Below are 25799 nucleotides of genomic sequence, written 5' to 3'. Positions count from 1 at the left end.
CCCGGCGCCGCGCCCGCGCCGCCGGCCACCGCGGGTCAGCCGGGCGGTGCGCCGCAGGGCCCGCCGGCCCCCGCGCCGGGCGCGCCGGGCACCAACCCGCCCGCACCGCAGCTCAACAACGCCGCCGTCAAGCCGCCCGGCTTCTCCGTCGTGGCCGGCTACGGCTGCGGCAGTTCGGCAGCCCAGTCCTTCAGCGAGCACGACCGGTACGGCGGCGGCGCGACCGGCTGGGTCGCCGTCGGGAAGGGCGGTTGGGCCTCCGACGGCTGCAACGGCAGCTTCGACACCATGCCGATGTCCGGCAGCGCCACGTCCGCCGACAGCGGCATCTACGCGGTGTGGAGCTTCTCGCCGGGCACCGCCGGACTCACCAGGGCCACCTGCCAGGTCCAGCTGTACGTGCCCGCCGACCACGACCCGACCCACGTCGGCGGGGACCCGGCGCACTTCCAGGTCTACGGCTCGGGCGACGCGTCCGGATCGATGACGAGCGACTTCAACGTCGACCAGTTCGGCTACCTCGGCCAGTGGAAGCCGGTGGGCACCTTCGCGGTGACCAAGGGCACGCTGTCGATCAAGCTGGACAACCGCGGACTCGACTGGCACAGCTCCACGGTGACCAACGCCCACCTGGCCGTCGCCCAGTTCCGCGCCAACTGCGCCTGACCCGAGTGGACGGAACCGAGTGAGCCAGACCTGGGTCAAGGTCGCCCAGCGCGGCTGGGGCGCGCACCACACCATCGGGGCCGCGGTCCGCGCGGCGGCCGACGGCGCGGTCGTCTCGGTCATGCCCGGGGAGTACCGGGAGAGCCTGGTGCTGGACCGCCCCGTCACCCTGCTGGCGGAGAAGGGGGCGGGGACGGTACGGATCGTGGCCCCGCGCGGGCCCGCGCTCACCGTCTCCGGCGGCGCCCCGGAGCTGCGCGGGCTGGTCCTGCAGGGCGCCGATCCGGCGGGGCCGGCCCTGCTGGTCGGCGGCGGCGAGCCGGTGCTGACGGACTGTGAGATCACCGGTGGCCGGGTGGAGGTGGCCGGGACGGCGGCCCCCGTGCTCCGCGGCTGCCGGGTGCACCGGGCGGCCGGCGAGGGGGTCCGGCTGACGGGCGACAGCCGCGCCGTGCTGGAGGAGTGCACGGTGGCCGGGATCGACGGCGTCGGCGTCCTGGTCGCCGCCGGTGCGACTCCGCGGCTGCGGGGCTGCACGGTCGGGCCGGTCGGTGGGGAGGGCGTGCGGCTCGGCGGGACCGGGCGGAGCACGTTCGAGGACTGCGAGGTGACCGGCAGCGGCGGCGCGGCCGTCCGGCTGCTCGGCGCCGCGGCCGCGCTGCTGGTCTCCTGCCGCCTGCGCGACGGCCGGGCCGAGGGCGTGCACGTGTCCGCCGGCGCCACGGCCACCGCCACGGCCGACGGCGGGACCGACGGCGGAGCGGGCGGCACGGTCCTGGAGGGGTGCGAGGTCTCCGGGACCGGCGCGGCCGGGCTGCTCGCCGACCAGGACGGCCGGGTGGTCCTGCGGGACTGCCGGATCTCCGCGACCGCCGGCGCCGGCATCGTCGCCCTGGACCGCAGCAGTCTGCGGCTGCACGGCACCACCGTCGCCGACACCGCCGACACCGGCCTGGCGGTCGGCGGCACGGCGTCCGTCCGGGCCGACGGCGGCGGCGTCCGGCGCGCCGCCGGCAACGGGGTGTACGCCTCCGGTCAGGCCGAACTCGCCCTGACCGACTGCGAGGTGGCGGACTCCGGGTACAGCGGCATCCACCTGGGCGAGCGCGCCCGGGCGCTGCTCGTCGACTGCCGGCTGCACGGCACCCCCGAGCACGGCATCAGGGCCACCGGCGACTCCCTGCTGCGCGCCGAGGGCACCCGGATCGAACGGGCGGCGATGGCCGGCGTCTCGGTGGAGGAGCGGGCGGACGCGGTGCTGCACGACTGCACGGTCAGCACGACCGGCACCGGCGTCCGGCTGCACACCCCGCACCGCCCGCTGCTCGACGACTGCCGGGTGACCGACACCGGGGGGACCGGGGTGGAACTCGGGCCCCGGACCGGCGCCCTGCTGCTGCGCACCCGGATCCACCGGACCGGGGCGGCCGGGCTGCTCGCCGAGGAGCACAGCGTGCCGCTGCTGCACGGCTGCGAGATCGCGGGGACCGCGGGCAGCGGCATCGTGGTGCGCGCCGCGGCCGCGCCGCAGGTGCGGTCCAGTGCGATCACCCGCACGGCGAAGAACGGCGTCTACCACGCGGACGGGTCGCACGGCGTGCTGGAGGACTGCGTGCTGTCCGAGACCGGCTACCCCGCGCTGTACGTCGGGGCGGGCGCCGACCCGGTGGTCCGGCGCTGCCGGTTCCACGACACCGCCGAGGACGTCGCGACCGCCGACGGGTCGGCGGCGGTGATCGAGGACTGCCTGGCCGAGCGGGTGAAGGCCTCGGCCCTCCCGGTCCCGGCCGCCACGGCCGCGCCGTCGCGGCTGCCGCTGCCGGCGGCCGGCCCCGGCGAGGCCGACCGGGCCGACCGGGCCGGGAGCGGCGACGGCTCCGACGGGGCGGGCGGGGCGGACGGAACGGACGGGACCGGGCCCGCGGCGGACTCGCTGGAGGCGCTGCTGGCGCAGTTGCACCGGCTGGTCGGCCTCGACCGGGTCAAGCGCGACGTGGAGACCATGGTCAAGCTGATGCAACTGGTCCGGCGCCGAAAGGAGTTGGGACTACCCCCGCCGCCGACCAGCCGCCATCTGGTGTTCGCCGGGAACCCCGGTACCGGCAAGACCACGGTGGCCCGGCTCTACGGCCAGATCCTGCGCGCCCTGGGCATGCTCACCGGCGGCCACCTGGTCGAGGCGGACCGCGGCGACCTGGTCGGCGAGTACGTCGGCCACACCGCCCCCAAGACCACCGCGGTGTTCCGCCGGGCGCTGGGCGGCGTGCTGTTCATCGACGAGGCGTACGCGCTGGTGCCGCACGGCCAGGGCGGCGACTTCGGCCAGGAGGCGATCTCCACCCTGGTGAAGCTGATGGAGGACCACCGCGAGGAGATCGTGGTGATCGTGGCCGGCTACCCGGGCGACATGCAGCGGTTCGTCGACGCCAACCCCGGCCTGGCCTCGCGCTTCACCCGCACCCTGACGTTCGACGACTACCTCGGGCCGGAGCTGGTCGAGATCGTCGCCCACCAGGCCGATCAGCACCGCTACGACCTGCCGGAGCCGACCGTCGCCGCGCTCGCCGAGTACTTCACGGCGCTGCCCCGCGACGAGGGCTTCGGCAACGGCCGCACCGCCCGCCAGGTGTTCCAGTGGATGACCGAGCGGCACGCCCGCCGGGTCTGCGACCTGGCCGACCCGACGCCGCAGGACCTGACGACCGTCCAGCCCGAGGACCTGCCGGAGCTCGGCCTGCCGCTGTGACCCGGTGGCCCCGGACCCGCCGGCCCGGGCGGGCCGGGCGGGCCGGGCGGGCCGGGCGGGCCGGGCGGGCTCAGGCCGCGGGCGCCGGCGGCGTGACCGTCGGCAGGATCGAGTTGAAGTCCGCACTCGCGTACGCCTGTCCGGCCATGTTCAGCAGGCCGGTGTAGGTGCCGACCGCCTCCATGGCGTCGGCGAACTGACGCAGCGCCCGGGTCATCTCCGGGCCGATCACCGGGGCGAACTTGTGGGCCGCGTCCTGGACGCCCTTGTCGTCGAAGACCCCGTCCTGGGTGACCGGGGCCCCGCCGCTGACCGCGGACGGCACCAGGGTGTAGGTCTGGTGGTACTGCGCCTGCTGGCCCCAGAAGGTGTCGCTGCCCAGCACCGAGATCACCTGGACGTGCAGTGCGTTGTACTCGTCCACCAGCGGCTTGGAGATGTTCAGCATCGACTGCTCACAGGCCGTCAGGCCGCCCAGGTCGATCTTGAACGGGCCGTAGGTCGGCGGCGTGATCGGGGTCCCGCCGTTCGTCGGCGCGTCGGGCTTGCCGGTGGTCGGCACGATCGGCGGCGGGGCGGTCCAGAGCATGTCCAGCCGCGGGTCCCGGGCCGGACTGACCGGCGTGGTGTCACCGCCCGAGCCGGAGCCGCCGAGCAGGTCCTTCTCGACGTAGATCGGGGACTTCAGGGGGGTGACCGAGCTGTAGCCGGGCATGGGGCTCCCTTCCGCGGCCGACTGCCCGGTGGCAGTGGAACTGCCGCACGGGGCCAAGCCTTTCGCACGCCGACGCCGTTCGGGAGGTCCCCATTGGGGGACCCCCTCAGCGGCAGAAGAAGGGATGCCGGAGCACGCCGCCCGCTGCCTAGACTCCGCAGCGTGACGTACACCTTGCAGGAGTTCAGGGTCGACCTGGCCCAACTCGGCGACACGGCCGACCTGGTGCGCCGGGAGGGCGGGACCATCAGGGAGGAGATCGACGGCATCACCACGACCCTCAAGGGTCTGGAGGTCGGCTGGACCGGCCCGGCCGCCGTCTCCTTCGAAGAGATCCACCAGGTCTACACCGCGCGGATGGGCGACCTGACCACGTTGCTGGACGACATGGCGAGCCGGCTGCGGACCGCCTACCAGACGTACCGCGACATCGAGGAAGCCAACACCCGCAACGTCAGCCGCTGACGCACCCGCCCTCCTCGCCCGCCGCACCCCGGCCCCGCGCACCCCCGGAGCAGCCGTGACCCAGCCCGCCCCCGCCCCGTCCTACTCGCAGACCGTGATCGCCGTGACGCCGCAGGACCTGCAGTTGGCCGCGACCGACCTGACCACCCGGATCGGGAAGATCGTGCACAGCCTGACCAAGGTCAACAAGGCGCTGGGCGCCCTCCACCTGGGCTGGGCCGGTGACACCGCCGACAAGGCCAAGAGCTTCTCCGACCAGTGGTCCGCCTGCATGGTCGAGCTCTTCGGGACCGAGGCCCACCGGGACGGCGTCCTCAACCAGCTGGTGCAGGCGCTGGGCTCGGCGGCGGCCAACTACGACGGGGCCGAGCAGTTCGTGGGCAACCAGCTCTTCGGCGCCTTCCTCTCCGGGGTGACCAGCACCGACACGTCGGGCGCCACCGATCCCGGCGCCCTGATCCCCGACAAGACCGACCGGGAGACCACCTCCATCGCCGAGTCCTTCTCGGTGTCGTCATGAGCAGGGTCCCGCTGCACCGGCCGACCCGCGCACTGCCGCCCGCGCTGCCCGACCAGCGGGTGGTGCTGCCCGCTCCCCCGCAGACCCCGCAGCAGCAACCGGGCTCGGGGGCCGGCAGCTGGCTCTCGCTGCTGCTGCCGCTGATGAGCACCGTCAGCATGGCGGCCTACATGGTGATGTACCGCAAGCCGCTGCTGATCGTGCTGGGCGTGGGCTTCGTGCTGATCTCGGTGGGGGCCACCGTCGCGGTCCGGCACCAGATGACCAGCGCCAGCCGGCAGAACAAGGCGCGCCAGCGCGCCCGGTACCTGCGCTACCTGGCCGAGGTCAAGCAGACGGCCCGTCAGGTCGCGGGCGCCCAGCGCCTCTCGGCCGCCTGGCTGCACCCGTCGCCCGAGCGCCTGTGGGCGGTGGCCGAGCGCCGCCGCCGGGTCTGGGAGCGGCGCGGCACCGACGAGGACTTCCTGCAGGTCCGGGTCGGTCAGGGCCGGGCCGACCTGGCCACCCCGATCCAGCTCGGCACCCGCAACGACCCGATGGCCGAGTACGACGAGCCGACCCACGCCGCGGCCCAGCGGGTGCTGGACCAGGTCGGCAAGGTCGGTCACCAGCCCGCGCTGCTGGACCTCGCCCGCGCCGGGGTGGTCAGCCTGCTCGGGCCGGTGGACCGGACCAGGGCGCTGGCCCGCGCCCTGCTCTGCCAGGTCGCCGTGCTGCACGCCCCCGACGACGTCACGGTCGCGGTGTGCACCGGCGGCAGCCCGGACTGGGAGTGGGCCAAGTGGCTGCCGCACACGCACGAGGCGGGCGCGGCCGGACCGGCCGGGGTCGTCCCGCTGGTCGCCGCCCGGTTCGAGGAGCTCGCCGACGCGCTGGAGGAGGCACTCGCCCGGGCCCAGACCGAGCGGACCGGCCGGCGCACCCAGCAGCCCGGCCGGACCCCCGCGGGCCACCGCCTGCTGGTGCTCCTCGACTCCTACGACCCGGCCGCCGCCTGGGCCCGCGGCCCGGTGGCCACCGCCCTGCTGGAGGCCGCCGGACCCGAGCTCGGGATCACCGTGGTCTGCCTGGTGGACGCCGAGCGCGAGGAGCCGACCCGCACCCAGGTGCGCGCCCGGGTCGGCGAGGACGGCTCGCTGCGCCTGGAGGGCCGCCGCGGCGAGCTCTACAACCGGATCGAGGACGCCGTCGCCGACGCCCCGTCACCGGTGCTCTGCGAGCTGACCGCGCGGGCGCTGGCCCCGCTGAGCCTCACCGAGGAGGCCGAGCAGCTGCTGGCCCGGACCGTCACCCTGCCGGAGATGCTCGGCACCCCGGACGTGGCGGCCTTCGACCCGGCCGAGGGCTGGCTGCCGCCGGGCGACGAGCGGCTGCTGCGGCTGCCGATCGGCCTGTCCGGCGACGGCGACCCGGTGCTGCTGGACCTCAAGGAGGCGGCGCAGGGCGGCATGGGCCCGCACGGCCTGGTGGTCGGCGCGACCGGCTCCGGCAAGAGCGAGCTGCTGCGCACCATGGTCACCGGACTCGCGATGACCCACTCGCCCGAGCTGCTCAGCCTGGTGCTGGTCGACTTCAAGGGCGGCGCGACCTTCGCCGGGGTGACCGGGCTGCCGCACGTGGCCGGCCTGATCACCAACCTCGCCGACGACCTGTCCATGGTGGACCGGGTCCGCGCGGCCCTGCAGGGCGAGCAGCAGCGGCGGCAGCGGATGCTGCGCGACGCCGGCAACGTCGACTCGCTGCGCGAGTACCAGCTGCGCCGCGAGGCCGGGCAGCCGGGCCTGGACGGCAAGCCGCTCGAACCGCTGCCCTACCTGCTGATCGTGGTCGACGAGTTCGGTGAACTGCTCTCCCAGCGGGCCGACTTCATCGACCTGTTCGTGCAGATCGGCCGGGTCGGCCGCAGCCTGGGGATGCACCTGCTGCTGGCCACCCAGCGGCTGGAGGAGGGACGGCTGCGCGGCCTGGAGTCCCACCTGTCGTACCGGATCTGCCTGCGGACCTTCAGCGCCGCCGAGAGCCGCGCCGTGCTCGGCACCCCGGAGGCCTACGAGCTGCCCTCGATCCCCGGTTCCGCCTACCTCAAGGTGGACCAGTCGATCTACCAGCGGTTCCGGGTCGCGCACATCTCCGGGCCCTACCGGGCCCCGGGCGAGCGGACCGCGCCGACCGGGCCGGGCGCCGCCGTCGTCCCGTTCGAGCTGCGCACCCGGCCGGCGGAGGAACCGGTGCCGGACCCCGCGCCCCAGGTCGCCCTGCCGCCCGGCCCGACCGAGATGCAGGTCGCCGTCGAACACGTCTGCCGGTTCGGGCAGCCGGTGCACCAGGTCTGGCTGCCGCCGCTGCCCGCGGCCATCCCGCTGGACAGCATGCTCGGCCCGCTGGCCGACCAGCCCGGCCGCGGTCACCAGGCCGGGCTGTGGCCCCGGGTCGGTCGGCTGGCCTTCCCCGTCGGCGTGATCGACCTGCCGCTGCAGCAGCAGCAGTTGGCCCTGCAGTTCGACTTCGAGCGGACCCACGGCAACCTCGCCGTAGTCGGCGCGCCGCAGACCGGCAAGAGCACCCTGCTGCGCACGGCGCTGCTCTCCGCGATGCTCACCCACACGCCCGAGGAGGCGCAGTTCTACTGCCTCGACTTCGGCGGCGGCAGTCTCCGGCCGCTGGCGGCCGCCCCGCACGTGGGCGCGGTCGCCGGGCGCCGGGACCTGCCGCGGGCCCGCCGGGTGCTGGCCGAGATCGGGCGCCTGGTGGCCGCCCGCGAGCAGCTCTTCGGCGAGCTGGGCATCGACGCGGTGGCCGGGTTCCGCACGCTGCGCCGGGCCGGGAAACTGCCGGCGGGCACCCGGGCCGCCGACGTCTTCCTGGTGCTGGACAACTGGGGCGCGATCCGGGCCGAACTGGACGACGCCGAGGCGGCGGTGGTGGACCTCGCCGCCCGCGGCCTGGGCGTGGGCGTGCACGTGCTGCTCACCGCCAACCGGTGGGCCGACGTCCGGACGAACCTGCGCGACAGCATCGGCGGCCGGCTGGAGCTGCGGTTGAACGACCCGGCCGAGTCGGAGGTCGGCCGGGCGCTGAGCCGGCAGATCCCGCACGGCCTGCCGGGCCGCGGCGCGGTGCCGCCCGGCGCGCTCTACCAGGCGCTGCTGCCCCGGCTGGACGGCCGGGAGAGCGCCGCCGACCTGGGCGACGCCCAGCAGGACACGGTCGCCAAGATCGTGGCCGGCTGGTCAGGACCGGCCGCGCCGCCGGTGCGGATGCTGCCCGAGCGGGTGCTGCGCTCCGCCGTCGACCGGGCGGTCGCCGCGGACGCGGCCACCGCGGGGGCCGTCGGGGCGGCCGGGGACGGGGTGCCGATCGGCCTGGGCGAACTCGACCTGGCGCCGGTCAGCCTCCACCTCGGCGCCGACGACCCGCACTTCCTGGTGCTCGGGGACGCGGCCAGCGGCAAGTCGACCTTCCTGCGCACCTGGATGCGCGGCACCGCCGCGCGCCGCACCGCCTGGCAGGCCCGGTTCATGGTGGTCGACTACCGGCGCGCCCTGCTGGACGCCGTACCGCCGGAGTACGTCGGCGCCTACGCGGGCGACGCGACCGCCGCCCAGGCGTACACCGACCAGCTGATCGCCCGGCTGGAGGAGCGGATGCCGCCGCCCGGCATCACCGCCGCCCGACTGCGCGCCCGGGACTGGTGGGAGGGCCCCGAGCTCTACCTGGTCGTGGACGACTACGACCTGGTCGCCTCCGGCCGGCAGTCCCCGCTGGCCCGGATCGCCGACTACGTCACCCAGGCGCGCGAGATCGGCCTCCACGTGGTGCTGGCCCGCCGGGTCGGCGGCACCGGCCGGGCGGTGATGACCGATCAGCTGCTGTCGCGGCTCAAGGACCTGGGCGCCGGCGGCCTGGTGCTCTCCGGCGACCACCGCGAGGGCGTGCTGCTGGGCGACCAGCGGGCCGTCCAGCGTCCGCCGGGCCGGGGCGTGCTGGTGCGCCGCGGCAGCGCCGAGGCGCTGCTCCAGGTGGCCGTGCCGGACGAAGACGAACAGGGATAAGGAACAGCAGCCGATGGCAGGCGCGGAAGTCGACATTGACGCGATCTACACCTTGGGGAACGCCTGGATCACCCTGGGCAACAACCTCAAGACCGGTGCCGACCAGATGGACCGGGCCCGGACACCCGGCTGGACCGGGTACGGCGCCGACGCGGCCGTGTGGGCCTTCGCGGGCCTGTACATCGACGTCCTCGAACCGACCTGGACCACCTGCTGGACCATGGGCGACGCCATCAACGACTACGGCCGCGCCCTGGAACTGATCCTGGACAAGGAGCAGGCCGCCCGGGACGCGATCGCCCTCGCCGGCGGCATCGGCAGCATCCTGGGCCTCTTCCTGCCGTTCGGCCTGGGCTACCTCGGCGAGCTGGTCGGGCCCCTGCTGGAGGGGCTGACCGAGACGCTCAGCAACATCATCGAGGGCCTCAGCCAAGGCATGCAGCTGCTCACCAAGGTGCTCGCCTTCCTCGGCGAGATCGCCGTGGCCGTCGGCGGGCAGCTGGCGCTGGACGCGTTCAGCCAGTGGATCGCCGACGAGGCCTACCACGTGCCGTTCGAGATGGACTGGGCCTCCGAGGCCATCAGCCTGGGCATCGCCGGCGGGTTCGGCGCGCTCGGCGGGGCCTTCGACCTCTTCGGCGGCGGCAAGGGCGGCAAGGGCGCGCCCGACATCAACCCCAAGACCGGTGAAGGACCGGGGACCAGGACCGGGACCGTCCCCGACCCGGAGAAGGTCCCCGGGCCGCAGCTGCCGGCCCCGCCCCCGTACGAGGCGCTGCCCGCCCCCGACCTGGGCGGCTCGTTCGGCGGACCGCCCAAGGGCGTCGATCCGGTGCTGACCGAGCCGCTGCCCGGCGGCCACCTGCCGGCGGATCCCCCGACGACCGGCCCGGTCACCGTCAAGGACCCGCTGACACCCCCGGAGACCACCCCGCCCACGCCCGACCCGCCGGCCAGGACGCCGGCCACGGAGAACCCGGGCTACGGGACCGGCCAGGAGTCGACCGCGCCCACCGCCGGGCAGGACCAGCGGGTCACCGAGCCGGCGACCGGGGCGCCGGTGCTCTCGCCGGGCACCCGGGTCCCCACCGCCCCGGAGGCGGCCAACCCGGAGCTGGTCGGCGCGCCGCGCGAGGCCCAGGGCCCGACCGGTGCGCCGGTCCACGAGTCGGTGACCGGCGGGCCGGTCCACGAGTCCGCCGCCGAGGGCGGCACCACCACCGTCCGCAGCTCCGAGCAGCAGTACCGGGCGTCCTTCGGCGCCGAGCCGACCGGCACGCCGAAGACCACGACCGCCGGGCCGGTCGAGAACCCCGCGAGCGCCGTGAGCCGCCCGGGCGACGCCCCGCGGACGGTCCGGGTCGCCGACGAGGAGGCCCCGGTGGCGAACCCGTCGGAGCAGCAGCCGGAGCAGGCGACCCCGGCCACCGGCTCGACCACCACGTCGACCAGGACGGGCACGGACACCCCCACCGAGCGCACCCCGGACAGCGCCGCCGGGCGGGGCGTCACCGGCAGGCCGACCTCCGCGTCCGCGAAGGGAGCGGCGCAGGACGTCCCGCTCGGCGACGAGTCCGACCGGCCGACCGTGTCCGCCTCCGCCCGCACGACGGCGTCGGCGCCGGCCGACTCCGCCACGGCCTCCGCCTCCGCCGGTAAGCAGGGGAAGTCCCGCCCCGCGGACGACGGCGCGCCCGGCCGCGGGCTCTCGGCCTCCGCCGCGCCGGACGCCCCCCGGCCGCTGCCGCTGCACGAGCTGCCCCCGGTCCCGGTGGACCACCTCACGCCGGACCTCGGCGCCCCGAGCCCCGAGCGCCAGCAGCTGCTGGACCGGCTCCCCTCGGTGCGGGACGGTTTCGCGGACGAGCACCTCGACCCCGATCCCCTGGCGCAGAAGCTGAAGGACGCGCTGCCCGCCGTCCCGGACGAGCACCCGGCCGGCCCCGACCTGCCCGACACGCCGGGCGGCCGGCTGCGCACCACCGAGGACCGGATCAACGACCAGCTGCGCACGCTGCGCAGCAGCGCGCGCGACCTCGGCATGCCGCGCGAGCAGCGCGACGTCCACCTGGACGCCGTCCGGGACGCCGCCGGCGAGCAGGACTGGGCCACCGCCACCCGGCGCCTGAAGGAGTTCCGGCAGGACGTCGAGAAGCTCTCGCTCGACCGCGACTACGACGCCTTCCGGGCCCACGCCGACCGCGGCTTCGACCGGCTGGCGGAGCTCGGTGCGGACCGGGCCGACTGGGAGCAGAAGGTCGCGGACGTCGAGTCCGCGCGCGGCACCGGCGACCCCGAGCTGCTCGACAGCGCGCTGCGGGAGTACACGGCCTTCGTCGAGGACCACCTGCCCGCCCGGGTGCTCACCGGGAAGGACGCACCACGCCCGTTCGACCGCGGGGCCGAGGACCTTCGCCGCCGACTGGCCACCAGCACGGACCCGAAGGAGCAGGCCCGGCTGGCGGAGCAGCTGGCGAAGGCCCGCCAGGACGGCGACTTCCAGGAGAGGTTGGCCAGGCTCACCGCCGACCGCCCGGACGGCGAGGAGGTGGTCCTGCTGCGGCGGCTGCGCAGCACCGACGACCCGGACGAGCAGGCGCGACTGACCGCCGAGCTGACGCACCATCGGGAGCTGCGGGAGTTGGAGCAGCGGTACGAGCGGCTCGGCGACGACCGTGCCGGCGACCCCGACCGGGAGCTGTGGGAGCGCCTCAAGCACCTGTCGGACGACCCGCACACCGGTGCGCTGCACGACCGGCTCGCCGAGGCCCCCGACGAGGGGACCAGCGGCCGACTGCTGGAGGAGCTGGAGCAGCACCGGGAACTCCAGGACCTGCAGCGCCGGTTCGACCGGCTGCGCCCCGGCGCGGGCTCGGCCGACCCGGACCGGGCGCTGTGGCAGCGCTACAAGGACCTCACTCCCGGCTCCGACGACCTGGTCGAGCGGCTCGCCGGGGCCCCGGACAAGGAGACGGAGCTCCGCCTGCTGGAGGAGCACCAGCGGGACCGGGACCTCCAGCAGCGCCTGGACCGGCTCAACCGCGACACCGTGCCGACCGACTCGCTGGACGCGCTGCGGGAACGCCTCGACGCGCTGGGGCAGCGGAACGGCGCCCGCACCGGCGCGCCCCGCCAGGAGGTGCCGCGCAGCCTGACCGACGAGCTGGACCGCCCGCCGCTGGAGAAGCCGCAGGACGGCGGCCGGCTGAACCGGATCACCGACAAGGCGCTCGCCGACCCCGAGGGAGGCTCGGGCGACGGCGAGCAGGCCACTGCGAAGGGCTCCGACACGCCCGACGGCCCGGACACGCCCCACACCCCGGACAGCCCGGAGAGCCCGGACGGCCCCCGCACCCCGGACGACCCGGCGGAGCCCGTGACCCCGGTGGACCGGACGACGGCCGCGCCGCCGGCCACCAAGCCCACCGTCCGCAGCGGGAAAGGCACTTCGGACCAGTCCCAGCTGACGGCCGGCCCGCGCACGCGCAAGCCCGCCGACGAGGGCCCCGGCTCCGAGCCGGACCACCCGCTGGGCAGTGTGCCGGACCACGCCGACGAGGTGCAGGAGCTCCGGGCCCGCCTGGACCGCCTCGGCCCCGGACGAACCGTCACCGACCGCCCCCGCCCCGAGAACGACCCCGTCACCACCCAGGACCTCCAGGACCGCCTCGACCGGCTCGCCCCCGGACGGGCCCTCGTCGAGCAGCCGCAGGCCGAACAGGCGCCGATCGCCCCCGAGCAGTGGCAGCACCGCCGGGCCACGGCGCCGGCGGCGGTGCGGTACAGCGAGACCGGGTTCCGGCCGGACCGGAACGGGACCGGCCCGCAGGCCGGCGTGCTGCCGGGCCGCACCGTCTACGTCAGCAACACGGTCCGCCGGATCCAGGCGGACGACGGCCGCTGGGTGCGCCTGATCTCGTTCCGCCTGCCCGTCAGGCTCGGTGACGGCCTGTCGGCCGACCGGCTCAGCGCCTTCCAGGACCGGGTGAACCAGCTCCTCACCACCCGACTGAACACCGGCCTGCGGCTCCCGCGCTCCGGCGACCAACTGCACTTCGAGGCCGTCTTCGAGGAGCAGCCCGCACACGCCCGGGCGATCACGCTCACCGGCCCCGCCGGCCGCACCGAGGAGCAGCGGCCGGACCGCGCCGACCAGCTCCACCTGGACCTGGCGCACGGCGACGCGGAACTGCTGCACGAACTCCTGCACTACGCCGGCCTGCACGACGAGTACCACGAGCACGCAACGCACGACGATCCCCACGACAGCCTCATGGCCAACGTCGACGAGCTCCCCGCCCGGTCCCTGACTGACCGTCAGCTCGATGTGATCGAACGCGCCAGCGACGACGGCCCGCTGCTGCGCGACCACCCGCTCTCCGCGACCGACCACCCGGTGTTCCCGCCCGCCGCCACCGACACCCTCCCGCCGAACGAGCCGTTCACCCACGCCGTCGCCCAGGCCCCGCCGACCCAGCAGAAGCCCAAGCCGAAGCCGAACAGCAGGCGGACGCCCGCGGGTGCGCAGCCCCTCGCGCGGCTCGATCGCAGCACGGGTCTGACCAGCATCTTCGGCGTGATGACGACCGAGTCGCAGGCGATGTCGGAGCAGGCCTACCTCGAACACCTCCGGCAACGTGCCGAAGCCCCGCGCCCGTTGGCCTTCGTCATCCACACCATGGCCCGGTACGACCAGGTCGACCAGATCCCCGCGGTGCTCGACAGCCTGCTCACGGGACTCCCCGACGACTGGACCGACCGGGTGCAGGTCGTCATCGGCCTCAACGCCCGCTACGGAGCGGGCGAGGAGCCGGCCGACGCCGAGCAGCGCCTGGCGGACGCGCTGGCCACGGCACGCTCGCTCGTCGCCGACGCCCGGGTCCCGGTGAACTTCGTCCAGCAGACCGTCTTCACCGACGGCTTCCCGTTCGGGACGATGCGCAACGAGATCCTGCGCAGCCCCGCGAGCCGGAGCGCGATCAGGGCCCTGATCAGCGACGACTACCACCCGTACGTGGCGGTGCAGGACTTCGACACCGGCAGCCGGCTGACGCCGGACGGCCGGCACGTCTTCGAGCACTTCGCGCGGCTCGTCGGCCTCGCCCCGTCCGAGCGGGCCGCCGCCCGCCAGGGCAGCAGCACGATGGACCTCGACCAGGCCGAGGGCGAGGACTACGCGAACGTGCTGGAACGCCCGCTGATGATGGCGGGCGGCTACGTCGTGCCCACCGCGGGCCCGGACCGCGACCGCCTGATCACCGACCTGCGCGAACGCCTGCCCGGTGACCTCGTCGACGACCTGCTCGCCAACCTGGTCAAGCGCCTGCCCGGCCAGAGCCTGCCGGCCGGCCTGCGCGGTCAGCTGGTGGCCGACCTGCGCGGGCACCTGCCCGCCCACCTCAGCGGCCCGCTCCCCACCGACCTGCGCGACCGCCTGCTCGCCGACCTGCGCAGCCACCTGGCGCCCGAGCTCGGGGCCCGGCTGCCCGACGACCTGTGGGCCGACCTGAGTCCGACCCGCACCCGGCAACTGACCGCCCTGACCGAGCTGGACAACGAAACCGACGCGTTCCTCACCCTGTTCGAGCGGCTGATCGCCGACGACATGCTGGCCCGCGACGACCAGGCCCGGCTGCACCCGCTGCTGCCCTACGCGCCCGAGCCCAACCTGTTCGTCGACGGCGCGGCCACCCTGCTCGAGTACGCCCCCGCCACCGCGACCGAGGAGCCCCGCCCCGCGCTCTCCTTCGGCGACGGGCAGGCCGAGTTCGAAGGCCTCGGGCGCTCCCTCAACCGCCTCTTCGCCTTCGAGCTCGGCCGCCACTACGCGCCCACCTGGCCCGGACTGGCCGAGCAGCTGCGGGTGCCGCACACCGCGAACGTGCCCCAGGACTGGACCGCGCGGCGGATGAACCTGACCCGTGGTCAGGACGAGCTGGTCGAACACGTCCGTACCCAGGCCCAGAACAACCGGACGCCGCAGCGCGGCACCGCTTTCCGGGTCGAGTTCCGCAACGGCGCCGCGGTGACCGACCTCTCCCGCATCGCCCTGGACCTGATCACCTCCGTGAAGCGGGAGAGCGTGCTGCAGGGGCACCGCCAGCTGACCACGGTCGGCAACCGCCTGTTCAGCGACGACACCGGCGGGACCGGCCGCGCCGCCAAGCGCGGCGTCCGGATCGGCCCCACCCGCGACAGCCTCCTCCCGGGCGACCACCAGGACTACCGGCGGACCGCGACGGAGTCCCAGAACGAGCCGCTGCCCCAGCACTTGGCGGACGAGCTCGGCGGACGGGAGCACAACATCCTGGCCGACGGCGTCTCGGCCGGGATGGCCGCGCCGTTCGACGACGTCACGGTCGGCATCCCGCCCGAGCACCGGCCCCAGGTCGCACAGTCGCTCGCCCGAACCACCGAACTCGCAAACATCGGGCGCCGGTTCGAGCGACTGCTGTTCGAGCCGCCGGCCCTCGCCGAGGAGGCCCGCGCCCAGCAGCAGCCCGTCGGCCGGCGCCTCACCCCGCACGGTCCCCGCCCCGACCAGCAGCTCCCCACCGGCCAGGACGACTTCTACCGCGTCCTGCTCGACTCGCTGCGTCGTCAGGAACTGGCCCCGGACCGGTCCGCACCGGCCGGCACCACCCCCGCAGAGCTCCGGGCGGCGGGCGACCGGCTGCGCAGGGACGCCGCGGAGCACCGCCGGAAGCGCGACACCGTCGAGCGCGAGTCGGTCGAGGGACCGCGCCGGAACCAGGCCGAGTACGACCGGCTGGCGCGGGACCTGCGCGACCAGTGCGAGGAGCTCTACGGCCGGCGCGACGCCTTGATCGCCGAGGCGACGCGCCTGACCGAGCAGGCCAAGGCGCTCAGGCAGGCCAAGCGGGGAAGCCCGGAGGCCAAGCAGCTCGATGCCGAGGCCAAGGCGAAGAAGGCCGAGGCCACCCGGGCGACCGCGCCGGTCGAAGCGCTGAAGAAGAAGGCCGAGGGGGAGCAGAAGAAGGCGGAGGGCTTCCGGAAGACCGCGGTCGGCCTGGAGCACACGGCTCTCGCCCACGAGACCGACGCCCAGTACGCCGAGGCCGAGGCCGGCTACCAGGAGGCCGCGGCGTCGGCCATCGAGGCCGAGCACCTCGCGGACACCGTCGACGAGTTGCGTCGGGCCGGCGCCACCGGCGGGCGGGAGCTCCGCGCGGCCCAGGACGAGCTGCGGGCCGCGCTGGGCGCCGCGGACGCGGCCGAGGTGTCGGCCCGGCGCGCCGAGCTCAAGGCGTTCCGGCAGGAGGTGCTGCACTGGGTGCTGCGGGACCAGCGGAACCTGGAGACCGTCGCCCGCCAGCTCCCCACCTCGCACCCGCTCCTGCCCACGGTGCAGGCGCTGCTCGGCGCCGGCGGACCGTGGCACCGTCAGGTCGAGGCCGACCTGGAGTCGGACGAGGACGCCGTGAAGACCTGGGCGGCCGGCGACCTGGCCGCCCGGATCGTGGCCACCATGCACCGCACGCCGCTGTCCGTCGACCTGCCCGACCGGCCGCCGCAGCTCGTGCAGCCCTTCAGCGCGAACCCCGCCCAGGTCCAGGCGCCCGCCCAGCGCCGACCCAGGACGGCACCGGCCTCCCCGAGCCGGGTCGTGCCCAGGGACGGCGACTGCCTCTACAACGCCGTCAACCTGGCCCTGCGCGGCCTGGCGCCCTCCTGGGCCTCGGCCACCGACCTGCGCTCCACCGTGCTCGACTGGCTGGCCGACAACAGCCACTGGCTGCGCCCCTGGCTGGCCGAACGCGGGCTGGAGACCGTCGAGGAGCTGGCCCTGACCGTCGGCACCACCGGTGCATGGGCCGGCGACACCGGCGACCTGGCTCCCGCGCTGGTGGCCTCCGCCCTGAACATCGCGATCGTCGTCGAGCAGGAGGGACGACCCGCCCATCCGTTCCTGCCGCTCGGCCGGAGCTCCGCCGACGGTCTGACCGCCATCCGGCTGGCCTTCCACCGCAACCACTACGACGTCCACCGGGACCAGCAGATCCCCGTCCCGCCGTCCCAGGACGAGACGATGGCCGGCCCCGCCGCCCGGAAGCGCCGGCTCGCCGGCACCGACGTGGAGATGACCGAGGCGGAGTCACCGGAGGAGGGCGGCCGCGGCCGCCGACCGCGACTGGGGGATCTTCCCGAGCAGTCCGCGACCGGCCTCACCGACACGCTCCAGGAGCTGCCGCTGCTCGACGGCGGCAGCGTGCAGCTGAGCGACATCCGCAGCCTCACCATCGCCGCTCCCGGCACCGCGCTCCCGCAGGGCCGGGCGTTCCACACCCCGACCGAGCTCGCCGAGCGCAGCGGGGTCCTGAACGGCTTCGACCTGCGCCGCCCGCTGGTGCTCCAGGTCGACGGGGCGGCCGGGCGCGTCCTCGACGAGTCGCCGGTGCCGTGGGACACCACCAAGCCCCTCTACCTCGCCCTGATGCACGCGACCCGGGACTACGCGGTGCTGCCGCTGGCCGGGCCCGGCCTGCCGCCGACCGCGACCCGGGTGACCCCGGCGGGCGGCGCGCGGGTGCTGGGCCGTCGGCCGAGCATCCAGCAGCTGCCGAGCGACGGGCAGATCGTGCTCGCCGCCTGCGAGGCGGCGTCCGCACCCGTCGCCGGCGGACTCTCGCTGGCCCAGCAGGTCGCGAACGAGACCGGCCGGGGCGTCTGGGCGCCGACGGGCAAGGTCTCGGCCGTGCCGAGCGAACTGGATCCGGACGCCAGCTTCCTGATGTACCCGCAGGAGGACGGCAGCCCGTCGTCCTGGCTCTACTTCACCCCGAACGGCCTCCATGGCACCCCCGCCCCCACCCGCTCGCTGACGCAGCACCAGGCACCGGCGTCCGGCGCCGGGGCGCAGCGGCGGGTCCTGGCCACCCCGGCCCCGACCCAGGGTCCGGCCACCACCACGACGACGGAGGTCGAGCAGGAGGCACCTGCCACCCTCACCCCGCCCCCCGCCCGCGAGCTCGGTCCACCGCCCGCCGGCGAGGCCCAAGAGATGCGCCGGCTCGCCGGCGAGGCCGCGGCCAGGCGGCTGGAAGCCGCTCGGCTCAGCACCCGGCTGACGACGGACCACCAGGCCGACGAGGCCCACGAAGCCGACGTGGTCGACAAGGCCACTGAGGTCCACCGGACCACGGAGGCCACTGAGCTCGCCGAGGACCACCAGACCACGGAGATCACTGAGCTCACCGAGCTCACCGAGCCCAATGAACTCCACCAGCCCACCGAGCTCACCGAGCCCACCGAGGTCGTCCACCCCAGCCACGACGAGGAGGCCGACGAGCCCGAGGCCCCGGTCCGCCGCACACCCACCTGGGCGGACAAGGGCAAGGGCCGGATGGTGGAGGCGCCGGAAGAGCCCCACGCCACCGCGCTGAACGCCACCGAGCACGAGTGGTCCGACTACGAGGCCGCACTGGAGGCTTCACGGCGAGAGTGGCGAGAGTACTGGCGGGCCACGCCGAGCGCCCCGGGCGTCGGCACCTCGGCTTCCGCCGCCGCCATGCGTCCCCCGGCCACCGCGGTTCCGCCCGCCCCGGTCACCGAGCCGGTCGCTCCGGTCGCCCCCGTGGTCCAGCCCTCGGCCGGCGTGGTCGAGCCCCTGATCACCGTGACCGAGCCCGAGCCCGAGATCACCCTGCTCGATCCGCTCACCACCGTGACCGAGCCTCGGATCACGGTGACCGAGCCCGAGATCACCCTGCTCGATCCGCTGACCACCCTCCCCGACCCCCTCACCACCGTCCCCGACCCCCTCACCACCGAGCCGGACGCCGCCCAGCCGCAGCCGCCGCAGCTGCCGGCCGGACCGCTGCCCGCCGACCTGGGCGAGCACGGGCTGACCGAGTTCAAGTCGGTCCCCGATGCGGACCTGACCGCGGTCCTGGAGCGGGTCGCGCAGCTGGCGCCCACCGCGGCCGAGCCGTTCGCCCTGGCCCTCAGCCAGGGCGGGATCAAGGAGGTCTTCGAGCAGCTGCGCGGCGACGGTCTGGCCGTCACGGTCGGCAGCGGGTCCATGGCGGTCGAGGTGGCCGTACGGCTCGGGCTCCACACCCCGGTCGCCACGCCGCGGGCGCCCGAGCGGGGCACCGTCAAGACGGCCAAGGGGGACTCCAGGACGGGGTCCGTCGACCAGGGCGACAAGGCCAACGAGCGGGTCGAACTCAGCTTCACCCAGCTGCCGTTCGCCCTCGACCAGGCGGCCGGTGCCCTGCAGACGGTCAACCCGAGCGGGAACCTGAAGGGCTGGGTCAACCCCGCCGCCCGCGAGGCCGCCGCGAACCGGTCGGTCCAGCAGGCCCGCACCAGCAGCACCGACGGCCACCTGCACCTGATCGGCTTCGACTCCGCGTGGACGATCAGCGTCCGCCGGGCCACCGACACCGGGCCGGGCCGGTCGGCGACCCTGACCGGGACCTCGGGCGGTGTCGTGCTGAAGGTGCCCCACGAGCTGGTCGACGCCACCGCCACCGCCGCACCCGTCCCGCTCACCGAGCCGTTCCGGCTTCCGTCGCTGCACGTCGCGGAGCGGGTCAGGACCCGGTCCGGCGACCAGGACCTGCTGGGCCGGACCCTCGGTCTGCTGCCCCCGGTCTTCCGGACGGTCGGCAGCGGTGCCTACGAAACGGTCCGCGACTTCCTCTCCCAGACCAACATCGAGGCCTCCTTCGAGCAGGTGCTCAACGGTCCGCTGGTCTCCCCGACCCTGCAGGTGACGACCGGTCTGCGGACCGACCGGGCCGTCGTGATCGTGAGCGCCTCGCTGGACGACGTGCGGCAGCTCGGCACCGCGGACGGCGTGGCGATCGAGTCGGGCGCCAACCTCGGCAGCGAGAACAAGAGCTCCGCCGCGGCCACCCACTCCTTCGACCTGTCCGCCGGCACCGCCCTGTCCTGGACGCTGCACAAGTTCCCGGGGCTCTCCGGGAGCGGCAGTTCGCACGGGGCCGGGCTGGGCCTGAGCCCTGCCCTGGTCCTGAAGGACAGTCACCAGACCACCACCACGACCGGCGTCAACGCGGAGCAGACCCTCGCCTACACGGGTCCCTCCCGCCTGGTCATCGCCGGGATCACCTACCGCGTCACGGTCCGGTTCGAGGACGGCGCGACCGCCCGCACGACCGTGGCCGTCCCGGACGCCGTGCGGCTGCGGGTCCCGGCCACCCCCCTCGGCACCGCGACCGCGACCGCGACCGTCACCACCGCTACCACCACCGCCACCGACCGGCCCGCGCCCCCCGCGCGCCGGCTGAGCCAGGACGGGTTCCTGGCGGCCACCGTGATCGAGGCCACCGGAGCCCCGGCGGTCCGCACCGCGATCCTGCGGGCGCTGCCGAAACTCGTCCCGGTGGCCGAGGAGACCGACCCTGCGGAGGCCACCCCTGCCGCCACCACCGCTGCCGCACCGAGCCGCTTCACGGAGGGCGCCGACGCGCTCCGCCACCTGCAGACCGCCCTGTCCGACAACGGCCTGCGGAACCTGCCCTGGAGCGGCGGCTCGCTGCTGCTCAAGCTGCTGGTCCGGCGCGGTGGCTACTTCCACCCGCAGTACGTCCAGGTGACGGTCGGCCGCCGGGTCGCCGGCCCGGCGGTGTTCGAGACCACCACCGAGGCCCTCACGGTGACCCGGAGCACCAAGAGCAGCGCGAAGATCGAGGGCAAGCAGACCCTGACCCGCTCGGGCGAGCTGGGGATCGACCTCTCCGGCAGCTTCGGCCTGGGCACCGCCCGGGCGCTGCGCACGCTGAACCCGAAGCTCACCGTCAAGGGCACGCACGAACGGGAGCGGGCGGTCGCCAGCACGACCAGCGCCAACCGCACCCTGCAGGTGACCGCCCGCCGGAACCAGCAGGCCGCGGTGTTCCGGCTCCCGGTCGAGTACGTCGTCGAGCTGCACGACCAGTCGGGCCCGCTGCTGCGCCAGCCGCTGTCCGTACAGGGCGACGTGCAGTTGCTCGTCCCGCTGGCACTGGCTCCGGTCGCCCTGCCCGGCGTACCGGCACCCGAGCTCACCGACTTCGCTGCCGTCACCGACAGCACCGCGCCCGACCGGGACGCCGAGCCCGACCTGCCTGCGGGCGACGGCCCGGCGGTGCGGCTGCCCGAGCTGCACGCCGTGGACCAGGTGCGCGGGGCGGGCCTGCTCGCGGCCGCCGCCCGCCAGGTGCTGCGGGACAGCACCGGCGCGTACCGGCCGCCGCTGCCGGGCACCCTGACCAGCTCGGCGATCGCGCTGGCCCGGCAAGTGATCGGCCGGACGCCCGGGCTGCCGGCGAGCGTCCGCATCCCGACCGCCGGCGCCCCCGCGACACTCGGGGCCCAGCACCTGGAGTCGGCGCTCGGCACCGACGCCGTCCGGGCCAACCTCTCGGGGATCCTCCAGGGGCGGTACGGCACCGGCGCGATGTACCGGTTCGGGCCGCTGACCGACGGCGCGGACCAGATCCGCGTCAGCGCGCGGCTGAGCCGACCCCGGCTCGTGGAGCGGGCGCCGGTCAAGCTCAAGAGCACCACCGGCGGCGGCAGCACGGCCAAGACCACGGCCAAGGCGACCACCTCGGGCGAGGGCGGGTTCACCCTCGGCACCAGCTCGGTGTGGGACACCCAGTGGTCGGTCACCATCGGCGCCGGTGGGAAGCCCCTCACCACCAAGACGTCCCGGTCCACGGTGACCGAGTCGGGCGCCGCCGCCGAGCTGACCACCCCGTACGAGGGCTCCGGGGCGCTGGTCTCCTTCGACATCACCTACCTGGTCAGCGGCAACAGCGGGTCCCGCAGCGTGCTGCGGGACGTGATCGGCGGCGGCACCGGCCCGACCCGCAGCCGCCGGGTGCACGTCCCCGGCGGGGTGCGCGTCTGGATCCGCGAGGCGGACCTCGGCAGCGTCGGCCTCGACCCGGAGGGCGCGCCGCTCCTCGTCCGGCCGCCCGACGCCGCACCGGTGCCCGCGGCGCCCACGACGACGGTGCCCGCCTACTTCGACGGCACGGCGCCCGGCTACCCGCTGGGCGACACGCAGTACCGTGACCTCGACTCCGGGCCGATCGTGTCCCAACTGGACCGTGCCCTCGACCAGGTGGAGCTTCCGGTCAACGCCTCCGCGCTGGACCGGATGCGGACCCTGATGCGCCAGCAGATCGACCTGCTGCTCGCCTCGCACGGGGTGCACGGGCTGATCGGCAGGCTGACCTCCGGCGGTCTGTCGCTCTACCAGGCGGACGACGGACCGTTCGGCCGCAGCCAGCTCCAGGTGCACCTGGAGCTGGAGCTGTCCGCGCCCGAGTACCTCGGCCCCGAGGAGGCTACGGCCACCGCCGAGGTCAAGTCGACCGGCACCACCGGCTCCGAGGAGACCTCCGAGACCGTCCGGGGCTGGGCCGCCTCGTTCAGCGCCGCGTTCACCGACAAGATCCAGACCAGCAACTTCGTCACCGCCGCCGGCAGCGGACTCGACCTGAAGGGAACGCACAAGGCGGGCAGCAGCGCCACCACCGGTGCGAGCGGCAAGACCAGCACGACCACCAAGCCAGGCACCGCCACCGCGCTGTGGCGGCACCGGGTCACCGTCCGGGGCCGGGCCCGCGCGGTCACCGGTTGGGGGCGCATCCCGAGCACCCTCAGCCTGGGAACGCTGAACGGCCGGAGCGTCTCGCGCGAGGTGCGGCTGTCGAACCCGGCGGAGCCGCTCACGCTCGTCACCGCCGTCCCGATCGACGACGCGACCGCCCATGTCCCACCGGTCGGCCAACTGCCCCCGGCCACGGCCGCGCCGATCGTGCTGCCCGGGACCGCCCGGATCGTCAACTACCGGCTCCCGGCGGGCCTCTGGCCCACGGTGCAGCGCTTGCTGCCGGACACGGAGGCCGCGCCCACCCCGTGGACCGACCACCTGCTGCGCAACGCGCTGAACGCCGAGGCGCTGCGCACCCAGTTGCAGCACCAGCCGCAGGCGGCCCACCGGATCGGCGGCCTCGACAGCGAACCGGGTCTGATCAGCCGGTACGAGGCCTTGGAGGTCCGGACCAGTCTGCGGCGACCGCGGGTGGTGTCCACCAGCGCCACGGTCACCGTCGACCGCAGCATCGAGACCGGCCGTACGGACAAGTCCAAGACGACCGGCTCGAACGGCCTCGACGCCGGCCTCAAGGGCGCGAAGACCGACAAGGTCGCGACCTTCCGCGAGGTCGACGGATCCACCGGCACCGACTCCTGGGGGCCGTCGGCCACGCTCCCGTCGCTGAAGACCGAGTTCGCGGGCGAGGGCAGCACCGACTCCGCGCTGAAGAAGAAGGAGACCGGCAATCTCGACGGCCGGACCTACTTGATCGAGGCCGAGGCCACCCTCGAACTCACCGGCATCGCGCACCTGTCGGCCGTCCGGCGGAACAGCGCACCCCTCCCGGTCCCCGGGGGCCGGGTCCTCTTCCGCACCGACGAGGCGGGCGCCCGCGAACTGGGCCTGCTCCCCCTGGCCGAGGACACGCCGGCACCGATCACCGAAGCGCCGACGGTCGCCCCGCAACCCGAAGGCCAGCCCGCACCGACCGTCCAGGCCCCCGCCCCCGAACCCGAACCCGAGCCGGAACCCGAGCCCGAGCCCGAACCCGCCCCCGAACCCGAGCCGGAACCCGAACCCGAACCTGAGCCCGCCCCCGAACCCGAGCCGGAACCCGAACCCGAGCCCGATGCGCAGCCGGCACCCGTGGTCCAGCACCCGCCGGTCGCCCCCGAGCCCGAGGAACAGCCTGCACCGGGCCGGCAGCGGACGACCGAGCCGATCGAGCCCACCGGGCCGGTGACGACCCTTCAGGTCGCCGCACCCGGGACGACCGTGACCACCACCCCGGTGTCCGAGCCCGTCCGCCGCACCGAGCAGGGGCCCAGCCCCTCGGTCATGGCCGAGCCCGACGCCGAAGCCCCCGTCCCGCACGCCCCGACCATCACCGAGGCCCCCCTCGCCGTACCGCGCTCCGCTGCGGCGCCGCGCCGCGGGGCACTGCAACTGGACATCGCCCGACCGGTCACCCGGGTCACCAACCTGGGCAGCGAGCGCTTCCTCACGAACGGTCAGTGGAGCGCGCTGGCGGACCGCTTCACCGTCACGGACGTCGCCGAGGCCGGCGGATCGTTCTTCCACGCCCTCCTCGGTCAGCTCGACCCGGAGCAGCGGAACCTGCCGGGGATCCGGTCCCGGTCGGGCGAGGTGACGGTCGAGTCGCTGCGGAACCTCCTCGCCGACCGGCTGCTCGCCGACCGGGAACGCTTCGGCCCGCTGGCCGCCGACCTCCCGACCGCGGCGCAGGAGATCCGGGACACCGGACGCGGCCCGGACGGTGCGCCCGCCCTCCTGCCCACCCTGGCGGCGACGGTGCTCGGGCTGCAGCTGGACGTGGTCCACGAGAGCGGCGAGGTCACGACGGTGGGCGAGGACGGCCTCCCCCACCGCACGCTGGTGCTGCTCGCCGCGGGGCACTACCTGCCGGCCGTCCCGCTGCCGCCCGTCCCGCTGACCACGGAGGCGCCGCCGACCCGGCCCGCGTCACCCACCCGGTCGGCGCCCACCCGGTCGGCGCCGGCCCCGCAGGCCGCCGCGCCCGCGACGCTGCCCCCGGCCGCGTTCGGGGTGGTCCCGCCGGGAGTGCTGAACCCGCCGACCGGGTCCGCCGGGTCGGCCGAGTCCGTCGCCGAGCCCCTGGCCACCCTCGCGCCGCCGCGGGTCGGTGCCGTGCCCCCGGCCGACCTGGGCACCCTCGGCTTCGCGGGCGAGCAGCTCACCGGCGAGCCCCGGTACTCGGCCGCCACCGAGCGGCAGCACCCACTGGCGGCCGGTCAGGTCCGGCGCCAGACGGTGCCCTGGGCCACCGTCCGCGAGCTGCTGAACCGTGCCTACCGCCAGGGTCGCGGCCGGCTGATGCCGCTGGTGCGCGAACGCCTCGGTGCCCCGACCACCGCGCCCGTCCTGCTGGCCGAGGCGCAGTCCCTGGCCGCGGCGGTGCCGGACGAGCAGCTCGGCGGGCACCCGCACCCGGACGAGGCCCGGCTGCTCCTCCAGGTGGCCCACGTGCTCTACAACTCGCCGGCCAACCTGCGGGTGGACACCGTTCCCGAGGACCGGGACCGCACCGAACTGGCGGGCGGCCTGCTCGGGCTCCTGGTACCGGTCCGGGACCGGGTTCCCGCGTCGGACCCGGCCGCGCTCCGGCGGACCCTCGACGACCTGCGGGAGTCCGTGGCTGCCCTGCCCCGCCCGAGCGCGGCCGTCGCGGCCGCGCTGGACACCGTGCTGGACCGGATCGCGCAGGCCCGGGCCGGGCTCACCGACGGCACGGCGCCGCACGCGGCCAATGCCCTGGTGACCGCCCTGGCCCACCAGGTGATCGGCCAGGACGTGCACCGGTTGCTGGACGTGCCGGTGGGGCACGGGGACCGCGAGTACCTCGCCGGCCTGGTGTTCCACCAGGCCCACGCCGTGCAGGACGACTGCTTCGGCACGGGGGCGGTGCGCACCGCCCTGTTCGGCCTGTAGCACCGCGGCCGTGGCCCGGGGCGGGCCCGGGCCCCGGGCCCACCACCCCCCCCCCCCCCCCCCCCCCCCCCCCCCCACCCCGG

At 75.3% G+C, this 25799-nt stretch carries 6 protein-coding genes and 1 pseudogene; 6 read left to right on the top strand and 1 reads right to left on the bottom strand.

The window, feature by feature from the left end; genetic code table 11:
- Together ACFW1A_RS19575 and ACFW1A_RS19570 are read left to right on the top strand one after the other, a co-directional pair.
- Window positions 1-666: pseudogene (locus tag ACFW1A_RS19575) on the top strand (hypothetical protein); the annotation flags it as partial.
- Between the two features lie 19 nt (window positions 667-685).
- Window positions 686-3412 carry a right-handed parallel beta-helix repeat-containing protein gene (locus ACFW1A_RS19570; RefSeq protein WP_380410356.1) on the top strand — a complete coding sequence of 909 codons (2727 nt, stop codon included), beginning with the start codon at window positions 686-688 and terminating at the stop codon, window positions 3410-3412.
- 70 nt (window positions 3413-3482) lie between these two features.
- On the opposite strand, the gene ACFW1A_RS19565 is transcribed toward ACFW1A_RS19570, so the two are convergent.
- Window positions 3483-4127 carry a hypothetical protein gene (locus ACFW1A_RS19565; protein WP_380410355.1) on the bottom strand — a complete coding sequence of 215 codons (645 nt, stop codon included), beginning with the start codon at window positions 4125-4127 and terminating at the stop codon, window positions 3483-3485.
- A gap of 162 nt (window positions 4128-4289) precedes the next feature.
- Between ACFW1A_RS19565 and ACFW1A_RS19560 the strand changes: the two genes are divergently transcribed.
- Genes ACFW1A_RS19560 through ACFW1A_RS19545 form a run of 4 tightly spaced genes read left to right on the top strand, consistent with a single transcriptional unit; the run spans window position 4290 to window position 25716 of the window.
- Window positions 4290-4592, top strand: a complete 303-nt coding sequence (locus ACFW1A_RS19560) for a WXG100 family type VII secretion target (protein WP_380410354.1) — start codon at window positions 4290-4292, stop codon at window positions 4590-4592.
- Window positions 4593-4647: 55 nt separating this feature from the next.
- The gene (locus ACFW1A_RS19555) at window positions 4648-5112 is read left to right on the top strand and encodes a WXG100 family type VII secretion target (RefSeq protein WP_380410353.1); all 465 of its coding nucleotides are present in this window, start codon (window positions 4648-4650) and stop codon (window positions 5110-5112) included.
- Entirely contained in the window at window positions 5109-9164 is a 4056-nt protein-coding gene (gene eccCa, locus ACFW1A_RS19550; RefSeq protein ID WP_380410352.1) for a type VII secretion protein EccCa, read from the top strand. The genes ACFW1A_RS19555 and eccCa overlap by 4 nt, the downstream gene beginning before the upstream one ends.
- A gap of 13 nt (window positions 9165-9177) precedes the next feature.
- Window positions 9178-25716 carry a hypothetical protein gene (locus ACFW1A_RS19545; protein ID WP_380410351.1) on the top strand — a complete coding sequence of 5513 codons (16539 nt, stop codon included), beginning with the start codon at window positions 9178-9180 and terminating at the stop codon, window positions 25714-25716.
- The last annotated feature ends 83 nt before the right edge of the window (window positions 25717-25799 follow it).

This window comes from Kitasatospora sp. NPDC058965, assembly GCF_042741245.1.
Taxonomy (GTDB): Bacteria; Actinomycetota; Actinomycetes; order Streptomycetales; family Streptomycetaceae; genus Kitasatospora.
The sequence above is the reverse complement of the archived record's forward strand: the minus strand, read 5'-3'. Positions and strand labels throughout refer to the sequence as shown.